The organism is Bacillota bacterium (genome assembly GCA_013314855.1).
GTDB lineage: Bacteria > Bacillota > Clostridia > Acetivibrionales > DUMC01 > Ch48.
The window spans coordinates 1-15,571 of sequence record JABUEW010000100.1; the positions used below are offsets into that span (position 1 = coordinate 1).

Sequence of the window (15,571 nt, forward strand, 5' to 3'; positions counted from 1 at the left end):
AGCAAAACTTGTTTACAATGCAAATTTTTTTGTTATAATATAAATAGGAGTAATTGGGAAACCGCAAAGTGCGGTTGCCACGTGAGTGATTAACTAAAATAATCACCCTGGGCTAGCAGGGTGATTATTTTTTTTCTCCTTTAAATCCCTTAATGATGGAAACAATTAAGGAGATCAGCGATACAACAAACATAAAGGCCATAAATACTATAGAAAATACCTCGTATGTAGTCATATCGCACCACCTCCTTTCTTATGCGAAAGTAGGTGGCAACCACACCCTGCTATTATCCCAATTACTCTTAAATTAATTATACAATATTAGCCATAACTAAACAATCTCCTCCAGACAAATATTTCCTATTAAAATATAAATTAATAACAACCTTATAAAGCGATTTTTTACTGTGTAGTAATATTTGATATCCAAAATAATTCAACCGATATTACGGAAGAACCCGGATGTTGCCGAAATATGCAGGATATATACTATAATATTCACCACATAAATTTAAGTTAAATTTTTGAAAATTTTTATACCAGTCTAATAGTATTTACATTTTGGATATTATAAATTAATTCTATAAGTTATTCTCTTCATTTTCATACTCTTTTATATAATTATAAATAGTCGCTCTACATACTCCCATGAGCTTTGCAAACTCAACACCTGTAATCTCATTCGCCTTCCATCTTTTATAATACCTTTCGAAATTTTCAGGGAGCTTTCTTTCAGGCCTTCCAAGCCTAACACCTTTATTCCTCGCAGCCTGTAATCCCTCCTTAACCCTGCTTTGTATTTTTTCGAGTTCTTTTTGTGCAATATAAGAAAGCAATTCGATCATAAGGTTATTAAGCAATGCAGATAATGTCTCATCTTCGACATTCAGAATAGGAAGATCCAGTATAATAACTTTTACACCTAAGGATTGAAAGTAAGCTAATTCCTGCTTAATTCCCTCATAGTTTCTCCCGAACCTATCCAGTTCTTTTTAAAGTATCACCTTTTTTAATAACAGCTTTTAGCGCTTCATATTGACTTCTGTTAAATCCTTTCCGGATTGCTTGTCTTCAAATATGGCATCAAACTTTACACTATTTTCCTTTTCATAGCTTTTAAACGCTTCCCATTGTTTATCCAATGTTTGGTTGCTGGTGCTGATTCTTATATCCATATAATGCCATTTAATGCTCCTCCCATTTTATTAAAATCCTATTTTTATTATTAAACGTATAAAAAAACCTAGCAATTGCTATTAGACACTTTTGTGTATAAAAAATACCTAATTTTTACAATTTTTTAGACACTTTCTATGGTTTTCGAAGTGTATAAATAAACTTTAGTTTAATTTTACATTTAAAAATGCTAAATTGATTATTATATATATATTTAGTATAACCTGACTTTGACACCTAAATTTTGTAAAATTGCCCTCTCCACCTTGAAATAAGATGGTTTGGGCATTAGTATTGTTGCAAATTTCCCTTGTGAAAAACCAATTTTTTTTGACATCCCCTAAAATTTTTTAATCTCTCCAAGCTTCATATATTTTTTAGTTAAATCAATACCCAAAGCTTCACCAATGGCATCCGTTACATCATCCCTGTAGTCAAACATGTAAATATTCTCTTTGACATGGCTACAACATACATTTCTTAAACTTTCTAATATCCGGGAGGCTGAATATTTGTTATTTAATCTATGCTGGAGAATTCTGGCTATAACAAGCGCAATAAAACAAATGAGGAAGTGTGCCTGTATCCTATCCTCCCCCGACAAGTAGACAGGCCTGGCTTCAAAATCGCTTTTTGTTATCTTAAAAGATTCTTCAATTTTCCATAATCCCCTGTAAATATCTATAATTTCATCATCTGTCTTCTTAAATTCGCTTGTTACAATTGCATAATACCCGTCCAGCAATTCTTCTTCCTTTACTTTTGCTTCATCAAATGCCAGGGCTCCTTTTGGGGTGATTATTTCTCCGGTTTCTTTGTCAAAATAAAGATTTTTTACATACTTTGCAGCTCCATGGGAGGTTGCCCGATTTAATTTCGCCGGATCTCTAATAAGCTCTTTTGCTTTATCCAATGCAGGTTGCCTTTCAGCTTTGGCTCTCCTATCATAATCCTTGCTATAGAATATAACCTGTTTTTCATCAATCTTCACTTTTATCTTTTTTCCATCTTCCTCAACTTCAATTTCCCATGGATACAACCTTGACTTTCTCTTGTATTCGTCTCCGTACCAGGTATACCCGCTATCTTTGAGGATATAAGCTTTTAGCTCCTTGTTCGCACGCCTCACGCTTTGACTGAAAACATAGCCATTATCCCTTTTCAGGTTGTAATATATATTGTCAACCGTATTGATTCCCTTGTCCGCCACAACAATAATCCTTCCAAGGTCAAAATTTCTCCTCATTTCTGTCAATACCGGTACCAAGGTCGTGCAATCATTGTCATTGCCTTTGAACAATTTATATGCAATCGGTATGCCGAGAGTATTTATCAACAAGCCCATCCGGACTATCGGGTCTGGACGGTGCTCCTTTGACACACCATTTCTCCTAAGTTCGTCGGGTTCGTCAATATCAAAATAGTAGTTGGTGACATCGTAGTAAACAGTCTCGGTGTTCCTTCCATATTGCTCTTTTATATGATTGTATATAAATAACTGGAGTGCATCCCTGTGTTTATTGATATGAGTCAGCGCCCTGTAAACGTCAATAAGTGAAAAATCTGAATTCTCAAAAAAATAATTTTTATTGGCAAAGGATTTCTTTTTAGAACATGGAATCAATAGTCTTGAAAAAACCATAAGTTTCATAACGTTGTTCAGACTGTAGTTAATATCAAGATGCCTTTGGCGATTTGTAAGGAATTTATCGATTTCCAGTTCGTGATATATTTTGCTTGCAGCTGCATAGCCGAAATTATATTTATTGAATGTATTTTTATCAAGTTCTTCCTTACACCAAAAAAGCCTTGCACTGCAAGGCCTCTAAAGTTTATTTGATAAATTTTTACTGTCAAACTAGAGATGTCGAATATTGTCGTAAATTTACATTAAAAATAATTATTGACAAATTTTTTGATAGAGTATATAATAAATAATGTCATTATTTACGTAAAATAGTAGTTATACTAGATAATATAAAATAAATATAAGAGTTGACTAATAGAATGTAAAATATTATTACAGCAAATTACTCCCATAACAAGTTTTGATTTGGTAATAGGACAGCAGGATATGGGAATACGTATAATAGAGGAATTACAATATAATAAAAGCACTTATTGGTCGTTAATCGTCGCTAGGTCGCGTTAACTGTTGATAAGGAACATACAACAAAAGTCATTGTAGCTTATTGTTTAGGATAAGCGAAATGGCGAAGCTATTGTCTTCATAAGGGGAAAGTCAAGATGGGCAATTGGTTTGTATTCTTTGTACAAACAGGCAGAGAGCAAACAGCCTGTGATTTTCTAAATAAATTATTTGATAGAACAGAATCTATCGCGTTTATTCCTCAAGTACAGTTGATTTTCAAGAACTCAAAAATAATACGCAAAGAGCTTAAACCGATGTTTCCCGGGTATGTTTTCACTGATTCAGAATTAGACGAGAGAACATTTATAACTCAAGCATCCAGATTTGCAAGATTCTCAAAATGCATATTTAAATTGCTTTATAATGAAAGTATTGATTATATGAAAGTGGCTGAAGATGAAAAGAACTTTTTATTAAGTCTTTGCGATGATAGATATGTTGCAGAAGAGTCTAAAGGATTTATAATTGGCGATAAAATATTTGTTACTTCAGGTCCATTACAATGCAGAGAAGGTATTATAAGGAAGATTGACAGGCATAAAAGACACGCAGAAATTGAAATGACATTTCTTGGCGATAAAAGACGGGTAAGTGTTTCTTTGGAGATTGTGTCAAAGATATTATAATTATATTTTTATGTAGTTGATATACTTCCGGATGGTTATAAGGATATTGCATTTGTAGATATAAATGTATTATAGATTGATGAAAGCACTGTGCTGCTTCCTAAATACATTACCTAGGGGTTGGTGGACGATTTAATGGACATAGTTGCCGAGGGCAATGAACTGGACTGTATAATAAGAGATATAGACTTTCAGGATTAAAATTTATTGTAAATGATAAGCACATTGATTAATTTATTACAATATAAATGAGGGTACTGTTATATAAAATCATGTTTCTCGGACATGTTAAAAAACACATACATTTAGGGTGGTAAAAACTCGGCATGGACATAAAACCCGTACATATTAATACATTTAATTGCTTTGAAGATATGTATATATCAATAGCAGAATGGTTAAAGTGTGGATATATCTTCGCTTTTACCGAATGTTGGGGATTTTCATACAGTAAAAAGGAAGGTTCCAAAATCGAAGAATGTATTTCTTTGAATCGAGAAAATATCTTCAAAAATTTAGAATTGTACCATGGATTGAGTATTAAAAAGGAAGAAGAAACCAGTTACTAAGCTCTAGTCAATATTATAAAAAATAATATAGATGAAGGCCTTCCAGTTGTTATTGCAATCGACAGTTACTGGTTGCCTGGTGATCCGGCATATAAGAATTACCATTTTAAATACCATTATATTATGGTTATCGATTATAATAATGAGAAAAACGTGTTATATTGTATTGATCCGTACTGGAGAAGGGACAAATTTGAATTTCCTTATGAAAATTATAAGAACGCTCATGCTGATTTTGTATTCACATTCGGTTATTTCCCACAAAGCGTAGTAAGTTATTCGTGGATTGATATTGTACATAAAGTTCTTAATAATATGGTAAGAAAAGAAGATGCTAACCCTTTTATTCAAATGAGGGAACTTGCAGTAGATATATACAAAGCGAATATAATAAAAGGGAAATCGATTTATCCGACCCTATTATATTTTTACGCATATCTGAAACGCGGACAAAGCTAAAACTGCTTTTTGCTTGTTTAAATAGAAAGTTTAGTCTTGGTATTGAAGAAGTGATCGAGCAGTTTGCCTTAAGCAGTTCAAAATGGAATCTTGCGCGTTTGCTGTATTTTAAATACAAATGTAAAAACGATGAATCCGATAAAATTATTAAAAAAACAGCATCATTAATAAATGAAATTTCTTATATTGAAGAGAATACATATAATATACTAAAGAATCTATGTAAGACTAAACGTACAAAGGATATCCAAGAAGTCCGGCATGAAGGCAAATATGTTAATATGATGGAAATATCGGTTCACTTTAACAACAAAGCATTTATTAATGACCTCAGCGAGTTTTCCGGCAATTTATGCAGCGGCATACATATCTGGAGAAAGGAAGAACACCCGCAGAACCTGGGGCATTATTTTATCCTTGACAGCATTCTCAAAGAAAAAATTTTATATTTGGATAAAATAAAATTCCTATTACCAGAATATGGGAAAAACGATAATATTGTCTGCTGTGGACAAAAGATATCAGTACCCGAAAAAAATACCGAACACTTGCATTACTTGGGTGTGGCTATTATAATACATGTGATTATTTAAAAATTGAATATATTGATGGCTCAATAGAAAACATTTTTATTTATTTGACATTTTTTCTGGGAGTTGTGGAAACATACAATAATGAAATGATTGCATGGTCTGGAAAAAGTGCTTATAAAAATGATAAAGGAGAAGTGATAGTTAATAAATTGCCTTCGAATATATTTGCTAGTTTTTATTATTTAAAAAACAATAAGAAAAAGAAGGTTAGGCAAATAATCATGCCTGATAATAGCAATATGCATATATTTGCAATTTCCATGATGTATTAAATAAGTATAGGTTCTCACATATATGCATGGATTCATTTAACTGTTTTAAAGACATGCCATGCTATGACAAAAGATATAGTTACAAGAAAAAACGTTTAAATCTTACATTGCCCGGATGTAGTTTTTGTAGCGGATACGGTTATTGAGAATTTAATATGACAGCGGCTCAATAGAAACATCTTAGTTGACTTGATATTTTCCAGAAGGTATTGGAACATACAGTAACGAAATGATTTTGTGGCCAAGGCCAAAGAAAAGTGGCTTGCAAAAATGACAAATCTAGACTATATAGAGGTTGTTTTTATGGTTGAAGTATATGGTATAAGAATCGACACTAATATAGATGAAAACATTTTTTACAACCTGTTGGAACTGGTTTCTCTTGAAAAAAGGAAGAAAATAAAACGGTACAGATTTTTTGAAGATTCCCATAGGTGCCTTCTTGGAGACATATTAGCAAGATATGCTATTTGTATAAGGTTAGGCGTAAATAATAATAAACTTAAATTCGGTAAAAATGAATATGGCAAACCCATCCTGCTTGAACCAGCAGGCATTCATTTTAATATCTCTCATTCAGGCAACTGGGTGGTATGCGCGCTAAGCGATAAGCCTATCGGAATAGATATAGAAGTCATCAAACCAATTGAATTCAGTATTGCTAAAAGATTCTTTTCGAAAGATGAATATAATGACTTATTAAATCAAGGAAAAGATCAACAATTAGAATATTTCTATATGTTATGGACATTGAAAGAAAGTTACATTAAGGCCGTCGGAAAAGGGCTGTACATTCCATTGAATACATTTACAGTAAGAATAGAGAATAGCAATATAAGCATAGATATTAAAAATAAGCACAATCCCTGTTACTTCGAACAATATAAAATAGATAAGGGTCACATTATTGCGGTATGTATATTTAACGAAGATTCCAAGCTGGATATGCATGATATTAAAATAATAATTCCATCGCATTTGTTGACTTTAAAAAAGATATTTAAGATTTGTAAAGCTATAATGTTTTAAAGGAGAAAAACAATAGATGAAAAAAGAATGTATAAAACTGCCATTTGTTGTGCCCCCTATTATTACATACAGCACCATATCATTTCCACTTGCAGTTATACTTACTGACAACAAAACGTTGGATTGGTTCTATTCAAATTATATTAACTTATTATCAACATATGATTCCAGTCAATCCGATAGTGTGAAAAAATCTTTTAAATCATATGCCCTAAATTTTATTGGCGGTGATAGTTTTGGAGGAGTTCCGTTTATAGAATATAAAGCAAACAGAAAAAGCCTGCTTATTGTGAATTTAAATTTTGCGCAAAAAATATAAAAATCATGATGTCGGATTATTTAAATAGCCGAATTTCAATGGAACATTTCAATATATACTATGAGGACAGCAAAGGCACGGCAATACCTCCGGATAAAGAAACAAATTATGAATTTTGCTACAATTCGCATTTTAAAACAAAGCACATTTATGGGGTTGAATGCTACAGATTTGTCAATGATTATTTGAAATATATAATACACAATTTGCTATATTCGAGAATTGATATCAGGATATTTAGACTGCTAATGGAACATAAAAGACTTATGGTAGAAAGATTAAAACATTATCATTGCTGTGATTATTTTAATGTTGATATATCAAAATATATTGAAATTGCAGGAAAAATAAGCGAAGAGTTCAGCAAAATTTTCTATTCTATTTTAAAAAACAGAATTAAGAGAGGCATAGGTGATAATTTACTTATAAAGGTAAAAAACAAAATTATCGAATATGCAATGATTGAAGAAGAATATTTGAATGATGTTTTATTAAAAATTTAGTAAAAACGTGAAAAGAATATAAATAAACATGAGCAACGAAAGTTAAATTTAAGTTGATATAATAGCAAAAAAACTGTATTAAACCAATAAATCCGGGAATATTTTCTTATAAAGGGAATAGGTCTCTCCATATTTGTTTCCTAGAAATTTCAATAAATATCATTTTTCAAGAGCACAAATTAGCATACAGTACTTATGCAAAATTAACTGAACCTTGAAAAATTCATATATTAGGCGCTTAATTTGTCCCAAATGGTTGTTGATACCGGATCTGTGACATCATTTACCTGTTTACTTTTAAGGTCTCTTGATGTTACATTTATAATGTACACAACATTACCTTGAGCAGGAGTATCAAGCATATCGGTTATTATGAACTTGATATTTTCAAGGGTAGCATTATAGCCGTTTTTGACAATTGCCAGCTTAACTTTACCAATATCAGGTAATATAACTCTTCAACAAATCTTTCTTCAAGATAATCAAGCCGCTCTCTTTTTTCTGCCACAAATATGGAAAAAAGCCTTCCTTCACTTATATCTTGGTCTCCTTCAGCAAAAGAGCATATTATTACGCCTTCCCCTTTTTCACGCGTATAGCTGTACACTCTAATATCTTCCGCTATCCTTTCAATCGTTGTACCTGGCTTCAGGTAGTAATACCTGCTCCTATAGGCTTTATCATTTCCGAGCATCCCGGGTATGAAAGAAACATATGTGGAAAGCGAAAAGCGGCCGTTTATTTCAACTATGGGAATTATCACCCCTTCCCCGGCCCCGGTAATTATCGAATCTATGCTGGCAAAGCCATAATAGCCTTTCTCCCATAATTTGCGCCCTATCTTTATTGCACACTCTTCATAGTAATTCCTCTGGCTGTCCGTTAATCCATCAGCAAGCGGGAATTCGCTTCCTATGTAGACAGAACCCTTGTTTATTTGACGCTTGGGCGGTATATAGCAAAGGCGTCCCGACTTGTGGATATATATCTGGTAATTTAAGTCTATTAAGGTATCATGCCACCTTTCAACTATCAGGTCCGTTCTCTTGTCCTTGTTTTTATTCTTACCCAGTATGACCATCAACAGTTGATAATCCTTCTCTGAATCAACAATAAACATCCCCTTGCCGGAGGCGCCATACGCCTCCTTTACAACTATCCTGTTGACACAAGGATTGTTTTTTAAACTGTCAACGGCTGCTTTCGCTTCTTCCACAGTATGACAGATATATCCTTCCGTCACCGGCAATCCCAGTTCCTCTGCCAATATCCTCGCATTTGTTTTGTTGTTTACCCACGCAGTAATGCCTTCAGCAGCACCAATCAATTTGCACCCTGACCTTAATGATATTTCCTCTTCAAAACGCGTTATGGCGTACGGGGCTAATTCAACCTCATTGATTGACCCCTTGGAATTTAGATTTTTAAGCTTTTCTAGCAGTTTTTCATCCCTTAAGATGAGCTCCGATATGCTGCATTGTCCATTTTCACTGCCATAACTTTCAGGAACATATATTTCCGGCTCTCCAAAACCTATCCCCTGCAAATGATCCAGCAATACATCCGAAGGCTTTTCCCTCTGTATGACAATATCGCCCTCAGAAGCCAACAACAGGCATAGCTGTTCCGTCCTGTTGACTGTGCGTGTATTTCCTTTATATGTTACCTGGGGAAGCACATGCGGGTGATTTTCGCCCCATACACTCTCTGCCCCGATATTGAGCCACCATACATGTTTAGTGTTTATACTGCCGCTGCCGATAAATTTTTTAAATAGGGAGACACCTGTCATTTTTGCATCCTGCTTTCAATGTATGACACTAATTTCCTTATATTTCGGAAATTCTCGAAGTTCAAATCCTCATCGTCAAACTCAAACCCAAATTCCCCTTCAATTGCGACAATGACCTTTATCGAGTTGATGGAGTTCATCCCTAAATTCATTAAATCATCTTCGATTCCTACCTCTTCAATCGGAACTGTCAATTCCACAACTTCTTTTATTAACTCCCTCACCTTTGCTTCATTTCCTGCGACATTTGCTTAACCCCCTATAATATGCTGCAATTGTTTTTCTGCCTATCTTCCTTAAAAAGCCTGTCCGGCTAAAAAGTCTTCCCTTGTGCCGCGTCTTCGTATAAGCCAGTGTCTATCTCCATCAATTAATACCTCCGCTGGGGCAGGGTGGCTTAAAAAATCCTTCATGCTCGCAGACAACCCGTACGCCCCTGACTTAAGGATGGCTATTACGTCTCCTTCATTTATAACGGGCAATTCAACACCCTGTGCCAATACATCCGTCGGGGTGCACAATGGACCTACTATATCAACCACTTCCCTTTCATTGATGCTTTGCTTCCCAACAACCTCGATGGGAAAATTATGCCTTATGAATCTTCCTATGCCTGCAGCCGAGGCATGGTTATTTGAGCCGCCATCGGTAATGATAAATGTTTTCCCTCGAGAATGCTTCTTGTATAAAACCCTGGTTAGAAAAACACCACTTTCAGCAACAAGGAAACGCCCGCTTTCCACAAGCAGGTCCATGTTCTCGTAGTCAAATATTGTTGAATTTTCATGAAACAATTCATATAAACCTTCCTTCAAAAGCTTTAAATCCAATTCTTTTTCCCCAGGGAAATACGGGATGCCAAACCCTCCGCCAAAATCGATTAGCTTGACTTTCACTCCACAGTCGTTCTGCATCGTTTTCGCAAGGTTAAATATATTTTTAAAGTTTTCCACCAATACCCCGGCATCCAGCACCTGTGTGCCCATATAAACATGCAGTCCTTCAAGTATAACATTATTACATTTTCCTGCCTCCTCGACGAATTCGCCCAGTCTTTCCTCGTCAATGCCAAACTGTTTTACCGACCCTCCCATCTTAATCCTGGCGCCCCCCACCTCGAATTTTGGATTAAGGCGCACGGCGATTCTTGTTTTCTTATCCAATTGTCTTGATATGTAATTAATCTTATTAAGCTCGCTAAAAGATTCAACGGCTATTGATAGTATATCGCTTTCAATGGCATACCTAAGCTCTTCTTCTGTTTTTCCCGGCCCTACAAATATGATCTTTTCAGCTGGAATCCCCACATGCCTTGCAAGATAAAGCTCACCCTCCGATGATACCTCTACACCCGAAACATGATCTTTAATATATGTCAGCAGGCCAATACTGGGGTTTGCTTTTAAAGAGTAGAATATTTTTACTTCCCGGATTAAAGCTTTCTTTAATATTTTTATTTGTGAAATAATTTTCCCCAGATCATAAATATATAGTGGAGTTCCATAAGCATTAATTATTCGCATATAATTACTTATATCCATAATTTAATATTACCTCCATAAAGCTTGTATAGGCAAATGGTTTTACTTTAATAATAACAGACTATAATATCTCATTTGAAATCGCCATAATTATATTTTAAGTGCTAAGTGTTACGGAGCCTTTGAATAAATCGATAATATTTTGAATTATTCGCTTCTTCTGATGCAATAAACACCCCTTTTGAAGCCAACCATTCATTCGCAGCACCAGCACCAACATCATCAATATTATCCAGTTCCCATTCAAGTTCGTAATCAGTTATATCAAAATACTTGTCCTCATCCAGATTTATTACAGGTAACTTCTCTATTTGCTTGAATTTTATGCGATAAGTTTTTAACATGCCAATATAATTTATATATAAATTTTGGAATTCCCCAGGAAGTATATTTCTAATGCCATGGACTATAGAAACAATATTATTGCCTGAGCGCATAATAATATTAAAATCGTTTACTCCTATCTCCCAGTTATATTCTTTAGATACAACAATATTAGGATTAGATTTACGTGGATCTTTAATTTTTAATGTAAGCTCATATTTGTCAACATATTCCCTTATTCTTAATGTAATTTTATTATTTGAAAGCTTATAATCTTCTGTATCAAAATAATATTTGTTTGAGAAATTTCCTCTATTTTATAAGTAGTTGCTATTTTATACAGTCTATTATATTGGCTTTGCGATAATAAAATTTTAATCCGTAACTTTTCTAATTTAAGTAATATGTATATTAAGTTTTTTCAATAATATTTTTGTCTTTGCGTTTATTTCTGAGGTAACCCACTCCCCGTCAATTTTAAGTTTGTTGATGTACTTAAGATAGATTAGAATATCTTCAGCCGAATACCTCGACAGAAGCTCCTGTTGCTTTAACATGGTATATATTTTATATACCATCATCATCGATATATGATTGATAAACGCCCATGCTTCAAGAGCCTGTTCATTTTGCATATACGTGGAATCCTGTTGAAGAAGATTTTTCAATACATCAAATGATTGTTCTATTGCGGCTCTGCTTTTGTATATCTCATAAATTTCTTTTGCGGATTTGCTCAAATTTGTTTTTATAATTATGGTCCCGAAAGTATATTGCTTCTCAAGAAAATTCTCATAACTATATCCCTCGAGATTATTTTCAAACCTTAATAGATAGTCCTTTTCTTCTTCGGCCTTTAGTTCATCATCGATAAAAACAAACAGGTTTTTTCCTTCATGCTTCCTGCCGTAATACCATATCGGACGATTCCGAAACATGAAGTATCCATCAAAATCTCTTTTGCTTCCTGTTTTAACAGGTGATAAATCAACCAGTGTACTGTTTCTTTTAAGAGGCACAACATATCTTAACTCTTCATCATCAAGAAGAGAAAAATTAGTGTCAGAACCAAAACCCTTGTCCGCAACTACAACAACATCTTCAATACCAGATTCCACGATTGCTGTTTTGAATGAGCTTATATCTCTTATGTTGCCTGGTATGATCCTATAATATACCGGTGTTTCAGGGTCAAGGGAAAATGCATATAATATATTTATTTGTGGCTCGATTATTCTTTGATTATTATAACCTTTCCGATTAATATCCATCTGCTTTGAGTGAGATATAATATTGGTTGCGTCAAAGATAATATGTATCAGGAAATATTTTTTTTAGTTCAATCTGTATATCTTCAGATGAATTTAACAAGAAAAAACAAGCTCCATATTCCTTTACGGCTATTTTTTCATTCAGATCTTTATTCATTGAAGCATTCACAGAAATCATCTTTCTTTTAGGCGGGATCAGTCCTTCTTTTGTTATCACTCCCAAATATTCCTCAGTTTTCTTTTGAGATCGTTTTTTTGTTTTATTATATTGAGAACTGACTTTATACAGATAGTATCTACCATTTATTTTGGTGATCTGTGTACCCGGTATTTTATGTTTTAAGACCCAATCAGGATGCGACATAATTTCACCTCAATATATTACTTATTAAGTAATATAATTAGGCTCTTACTCAAATACGAATATATGGATTGATCAGCTTTATAGGGATAACCATATATGCATTGAGCAATTCCAAGCCTTCTCTGCCTGCGCTACGTCTATGTTTCATTTTGATTCTGCTGTTAATGCCTTCGACAGGACCATTACTGATATCCGGGTAAAGCAAACTGTTTTTCACGGCATTATAGTCGTCTTGAAGGCCACTTGCATATTGTGCGAAAGAATATATTTCGGAATTAATATACTTTGAAATGAATGCATCCAATGCTTCAATACTGCGGGTATCAAACACATTGCATAAGTCTTTCAAGAATTGCACCAGCACTTGCAGCACTGGGAACATGTATACACCTTTTCCATAATCAGTTTTTTTTTTGCTTCCGTATTTCCCTCTAGGCTATCGGACTCATCAGATGTACCCATTGGATTGCCAGCTTCATTAGATTTACTTTCGCCGTACATAATTTTCCTGATTTCAGGTGGCAACGAGGAGTCGTCTGAAGCAGACAAATCTCGTTTATGAGTTTTGGCTCCGGAATCGTTTTCTTGCAGGTTGCATTTGTTCTCACTTGGATTGTTTTTGCCTATCTTGGCTCGTCCTTTGGATGCTTCCTTGAGTATGCTGCGATAAACAGTTCCATGGGTAACGCTTTCTAAATTAAGCACCGGAGGCTTTTCAAGTTCATTCGGTTTGGCTTCTTCCATGTTCTCTTTACGCACTTTGACTATATACTGGTATATGGCGTTGGGGCTTCCTTCAAACCCCATTTCTTTTAATACCGGATGTATGGTGCGATGACTGTGCCCTTCTTTTAGCATGGCTATGACAGTCTCCTTGAATGGTTCAACGATTGACTCCCTTGAAGGATGGGCCTTCGGACCGATAGTTTTTATATCGCGTGTCGCAATCTTTTCAAAACGCTGCTGTTGAGAGGAATTCATCATTGCAATATTTTTTTCGATTTTTTCATCGACTGATTTAAGCGTCTCCACTGCCACCCTTCTGTAGCGTTGGACGTCCATCATATTTATTCCCAGGCTTTTCGCGATATCCGCCGTCCTCATACCTTTTCCGGACAGTTCTAATATCTTCAGTGTGTTTCTGTATTTCACCTCTTGCTTTTCTGTCAACTTGGCTAGCCTAACGTGCTTATTTACAATTTCATCAGGAACGTAGAAATAGTCATCATTCAAAGTCGAAACGCCGTCTCCTTGTCCGTCGGCACGTATCCATCCGTCGCCTTCGCGCACGAATATTCTGGCTGGAATTATGCTCATGGGGGCTTCCTTTACCGCAGCTTGGGCGTTTTTGATTAAATGGAACCGGTCGGCAACCTGAACCTTGTTAGCCTCTGCCGCTGCTGACGAGTATGCGCCAGCCCGATCCCTGCTGAATATCTTTGACGACGTGAATTTCTCCAAAACCTGCGCCACTGCCTCCTTATTTGCTCCCCTGATGATTATTAAAACCCGATGGGTTTTTTCATCTATAAACACAGTACAAGACGAAGATTTGTCGCCCTTCCTGAGGTTTACATCATCTACGGATATGACCTCAACATCGTTATTTCCCAAGTTCTCCTCAATTACTTTGGCCGCTACAGCCTTTGTATATCTAGATATAGTATCGTTGCTGACCTTTGCTCCTTCCAATTTCAGCACCTGCTCCGCAGAATGGCAGTTGCTCTGCATAGCCTGCATTACGCAATATTTCTTAAACCGTTCTGTTTTCCGCGCATCCTCATCGCAAAATCCTTCTGTCCGTTCAGTAAAAATCTTATGCTTGCATCCAGGGTTCTGGCATTTATATTTGTTGACTCTGCATGCATGGAATACTGCTATCCCATTCACTGGAATATCCTGAATTTCCTTGTAATAGTACTCATTTGCATGCTCTGTGCTTTTTTCCCCACAAAATGGGCAAATCGATTCTGTTGTTTTGGAAACCCAATAAACCTTCTTTGACTCCTTGACAATCTCGATATCCTGCAGTTCAAAGTAATCTGGAACAACACCGCCATATTCAAAATGCTTCGTCACTTGCATTTCGATTTTGTAGAGTTTTTCCGCTGCTTCTGGATCAAACCCATCTTTTGCCAACATTGAAATAAGCATAGCTTTTCGTCCGATATTTTCCTGCAACATTACCACCTCTGCGTCTATTATTGCAGTTTATTAGGCTCTTACTCATAAACGAAGATTTATACCATAAATCGGTAATTGTGAGTTTCGAAATGCTTGCTATGACTGTATCGTGTTTTTGAAATTTTCTTCATATCTTCGTATTTGAGTAAGAGCCGTTTATTATATCATGCAGGTTTTTAATTGTCCAGCACTTATTATATTCGTATTTGAATAAGAGCCTATAATTATATCATAATAAAAGACTGGATGTCCAGTCTTTTAGCCACTTTTCAGAGCTGAAGCATGAAAATTTTATTCTTATCCATTAATAGTGGCTGCGTTAGTAATTTTATCCAATTATATAATAATATTACATAAATTTAACCATACGTTTAAGTCATCGGATAACACTATAACC

The 15,571-nt window shown here is 35.0% G+C and carries 19 protein-coding genes; 8 read left to right on the forward strand and 11 right to left on the reverse strand.

Annotated features, from left to right (window positions below; genetic code table 11):
• Positions 1–581 precede the first annotated feature (581 nt).
• The 3 genes from HPY74_15280 to HPY74_15290 form a co-directional block, all read right to left on the reverse strand.
• Entirely contained in the window at positions 582–986 is a 405-nt protein-coding gene (locus tag HPY74_15280) for a recombinase family protein (protein NSW92006.1), read from the reverse strand.
• Between the two features lie 36 nt (positions 987–1,022).
• The gene (locus tag HPY74_15285) at positions 1,023–1,175 is read right to left on the reverse strand and encodes a recombinase family protein (protein ID NSW92007.1); all 153 of its coding nucleotides are present in this window, start codon (positions 1,173–1,175) and stop codon (positions 1,023–1,025) included.
• A gap of 341 nt (positions 1,176–1,516) precedes the next feature.
• The gene (locus tag HPY74_15290; GenBank protein NSW92008.1) at positions 1,517–2,827 is read right to left on the reverse strand and encodes an IS1634 family transposase; all 1,311 of its coding nucleotides are present in this window, start codon (positions 2,825–2,827) and stop codon (positions 1,517–1,519) included.
• A 596-nt stretch (positions 2,828–3,423) separates the two neighbouring features.
• Here HPY74_15290 and loaP point away from each other — a divergent pair.
• The 8 genes from loaP to HPY74_15330 all read left to right on the forward strand — a co-directional run bounded on the left by loaP (position 3,424) and on the right by HPY74_15330 (position 7,698).
• Positions 3,424–3,954 carry an antiterminator LoaP gene (gene loaP / locus HPY74_15295; protein NSW92009.1) on the forward strand — a complete coding sequence of 177 codons (531 nt, stop codon included), beginning with the start codon at positions 3,424–3,426 and terminating at the stop codon, positions 3,952–3,954.
• A 326-nt stretch (positions 3,955–4,280) separates the two neighbouring features.
• Entirely contained in the window at positions 4,281–4,523 is a 243-nt protein-coding gene (locus tag HPY74_15300) for a hypothetical protein (protein NSW92010.1), read from the forward strand.
• A gap of 12 nt (positions 4,524–4,535) precedes the next feature.
• On the forward strand, positions 4,536–4,982 hold the full coding sequence (locus tag HPY74_15305) for a hypothetical protein (GenBank protein NSW92011.1): 447 nt from the start codon (positions 4,536–4,538) through the stop codon (positions 4,980–4,982).
• A 50-nt stretch (positions 4,983–5,032) separates the two neighbouring features.
• The gene (locus tag HPY74_15310) at positions 5,033–5,575 is read left to right on the forward strand and encodes a hypothetical protein (GenBank protein ID NSW92012.1); all 543 of its coding nucleotides are present in this window, start codon (positions 5,033–5,035) and stop codon (positions 5,573–5,575) included.
• A gap of 65 nt (positions 5,576–5,640) precedes the next feature.
• Positions 5,641–5,847: a hypothetical protein gene (locus HPY74_15315; GenBank protein ID NSW92013.1), complete on the forward strand. Its 207-nt coding sequence runs from the start codon at positions 5,641–5,643 to the stop codon at positions 5,845–5,847.
• Between the two features lie 270 nt (positions 5,848–6,117).
• Complete coding sequence (locus HPY74_15320) at positions 6,118–6,876, forward strand: 4'-phosphopantetheinyl transferase superfamily protein (protein NSW92014.1); 759 nt, start codon at positions 6,118–6,120, stop codon at positions 6,874–6,876.
• 16 nt (positions 6,877–6,892) lie between these two features.
• Positions 6,893–7,195, forward strand: coding sequence for a hypothetical protein (locus tag HPY74_15325; protein NSW92015.1), 303 nt, complete (start codon positions 6,893–6,895; stop codon positions 7,193–7,195).
• Positions 7,196–7,233: 38 nt separating this feature from the next.
• Positions 7,234–7,698, forward strand: coding sequence for a hypothetical protein (locus tag HPY74_15330; GenBank protein NSW92016.1), 465 nt, complete (start codon positions 7,234–7,236; stop codon positions 7,696–7,698).
• 370 nt (positions 7,699–8,068) lie between these two features.
• On the opposite strand, the gene HPY74_15335 is transcribed toward HPY74_15330, so the two are convergent.
• The 8 genes from HPY74_15335 to HPY74_15370 form a co-directional block, all read right to left on the reverse strand.
• Positions 8,069–9,490, reverse strand: a complete 1,422-nt coding sequence (locus HPY74_15335) for an ATP-grasp domain-containing protein (GenBank protein NSW92017.1) — start codon at positions 9,488–9,490, stop codon at positions 8,069–8,071.
• Complete coding sequence (locus tag HPY74_15340) at positions 9,487–9,714, reverse strand: hypothetical protein (GenBank protein NSW92018.1); 228 nt, start codon at positions 9,712–9,714, stop codon at positions 9,487–9,489. The genes HPY74_15335 and HPY74_15340 overlap by 4 nt, the downstream gene beginning before the upstream one ends.
• Before the next feature lie 72 nt (positions 9,715–9,786).
• Complete coding sequence (gene lysA, locus HPY74_15345; GenBank protein NSW92019.1) at positions 9,787–11,031, reverse strand: diaminopimelate decarboxylase; 1,245 nt, start codon at positions 11,029–11,031, stop codon at positions 9,787–9,789.
• A gap of 104 nt (positions 11,032–11,135) precedes the next feature.
• Positions 11,136–11,606 carry a CYTH domain-containing protein gene (locus HPY74_15350; protein ID NSW92020.1) on the reverse strand — a complete coding sequence of 157 codons (471 nt, stop codon included), beginning with the start codon at positions 11,604–11,606 and terminating at the stop codon, positions 11,136–11,138.
• 144 nt (positions 11,607–11,750) lie between these two features.
• On the reverse strand, positions 11,751–12,677 hold the full coding sequence (locus HPY74_15355) for a transposase (GenBank protein ID NSW92021.1): 927 nt from the start codon (positions 12,675–12,677) through the stop codon (positions 11,751–11,753).
• Positions 12,658–12,990, reverse strand: coding sequence for a hypothetical protein (locus HPY74_15360; GenBank protein ID NSW92022.1), 333 nt, complete (start codon positions 12,988–12,990; stop codon positions 12,658–12,660). Before HPY74_15360 ends, HPY74_15355 begins: the two co-directional genes overlap by 20 nt.
• A 49-nt stretch (positions 12,991–13,039) precedes the next feature.
• Positions 13,040–13,339: a transposase gene (locus tag HPY74_15365; GenBank protein NSW92023.1), complete on the reverse strand. Its 300-nt coding sequence runs from the start codon at positions 13,337–13,339 to the stop codon at positions 13,040–13,042.
• Complete coding sequence (locus tag HPY74_15370) at positions 13,336–15,174, reverse strand: transposase (protein NSW92024.1); 1,839 nt, start codon at positions 15,172–15,174, stop codon at positions 13,336–13,338. Before HPY74_15370 ends, HPY74_15365 begins: the two co-directional genes overlap by 4 nt.
• Between the last annotated feature and the right edge of the window lie 397 nt (positions 15,175–15,571).

Bases quoted from the DNA above. Each gene is read 5' to 3' on its own strand.
- HPY74_15285 (NSW92007.1), bottom strand. From the start codon at position 1,175: ATGGATATAAGAATCAGCACCAGCAACCAAACATTGGATAAACAATGG.
- HPY74_15290 (NSW92008.1), bottom strand. From the start codon at position 2,827: ATGAAACTTATGGTTTTTTCAAGACTATTGATTCCATGTTCTAAAAAG.
- loaP (NSW92009.1), top strand. From the start codon at position 3,424: ATGGGCAATTGGTTTGTATTCTTTGTACAAACAGGCAGAGAGCAAACA.
- HPY74_15300 (NSW92010.1), top strand. From the start codon at position 4,281: ATGGACATAAAACCCGTACATATTAATACATTTAATTGCTTTGAAGAT.
- HPY74_15320 (NSW92014.1), top strand. From the start codon at position 6,118: ATGACAAATCTAGACTATATAGAGGTTGTTTTTATGGTTGAAGTATAT.
- HPY74_15325 (NSW92015.1), top strand. From the start codon at position 6,893: ATGAAAAAAGAATGTATAAAACTGCCATTTGTTGTGCCCCCTATTATT.
- HPY74_15330 (NSW92016.1), top strand. From the start codon at position 7,234: ATGGAACATTTCAATATATACTATGAGGACAGCAAAGGCACGGCAATA.
- HPY74_15335 (NSW92017.1), bottom strand. From the start codon at position 9,490: ATGACAGGTGTCTCCCTATTTAAAAAATTTATCGGCAGCGGCAGTATA.
- lysA (NSW92019.1), bottom strand. From the start codon at position 11,031: ATGGATATAAGTAATTATATGCGAATAATTAATGCTTATGGAACTCCA.
- HPY74_15360 (NSW92022.1), bottom strand. From the start codon at position 12,990: ATGTCGCATCCTGATTGGGTCTTAAAACATAAAATACCGGGTACACAG.
- HPY74_15370 (NSW92024.1), bottom strand. From the start codon at position 15,174: ATGTTGCAGGAAAATATCGGACGAAAAGCTATGCTTATTTCAATGTTG.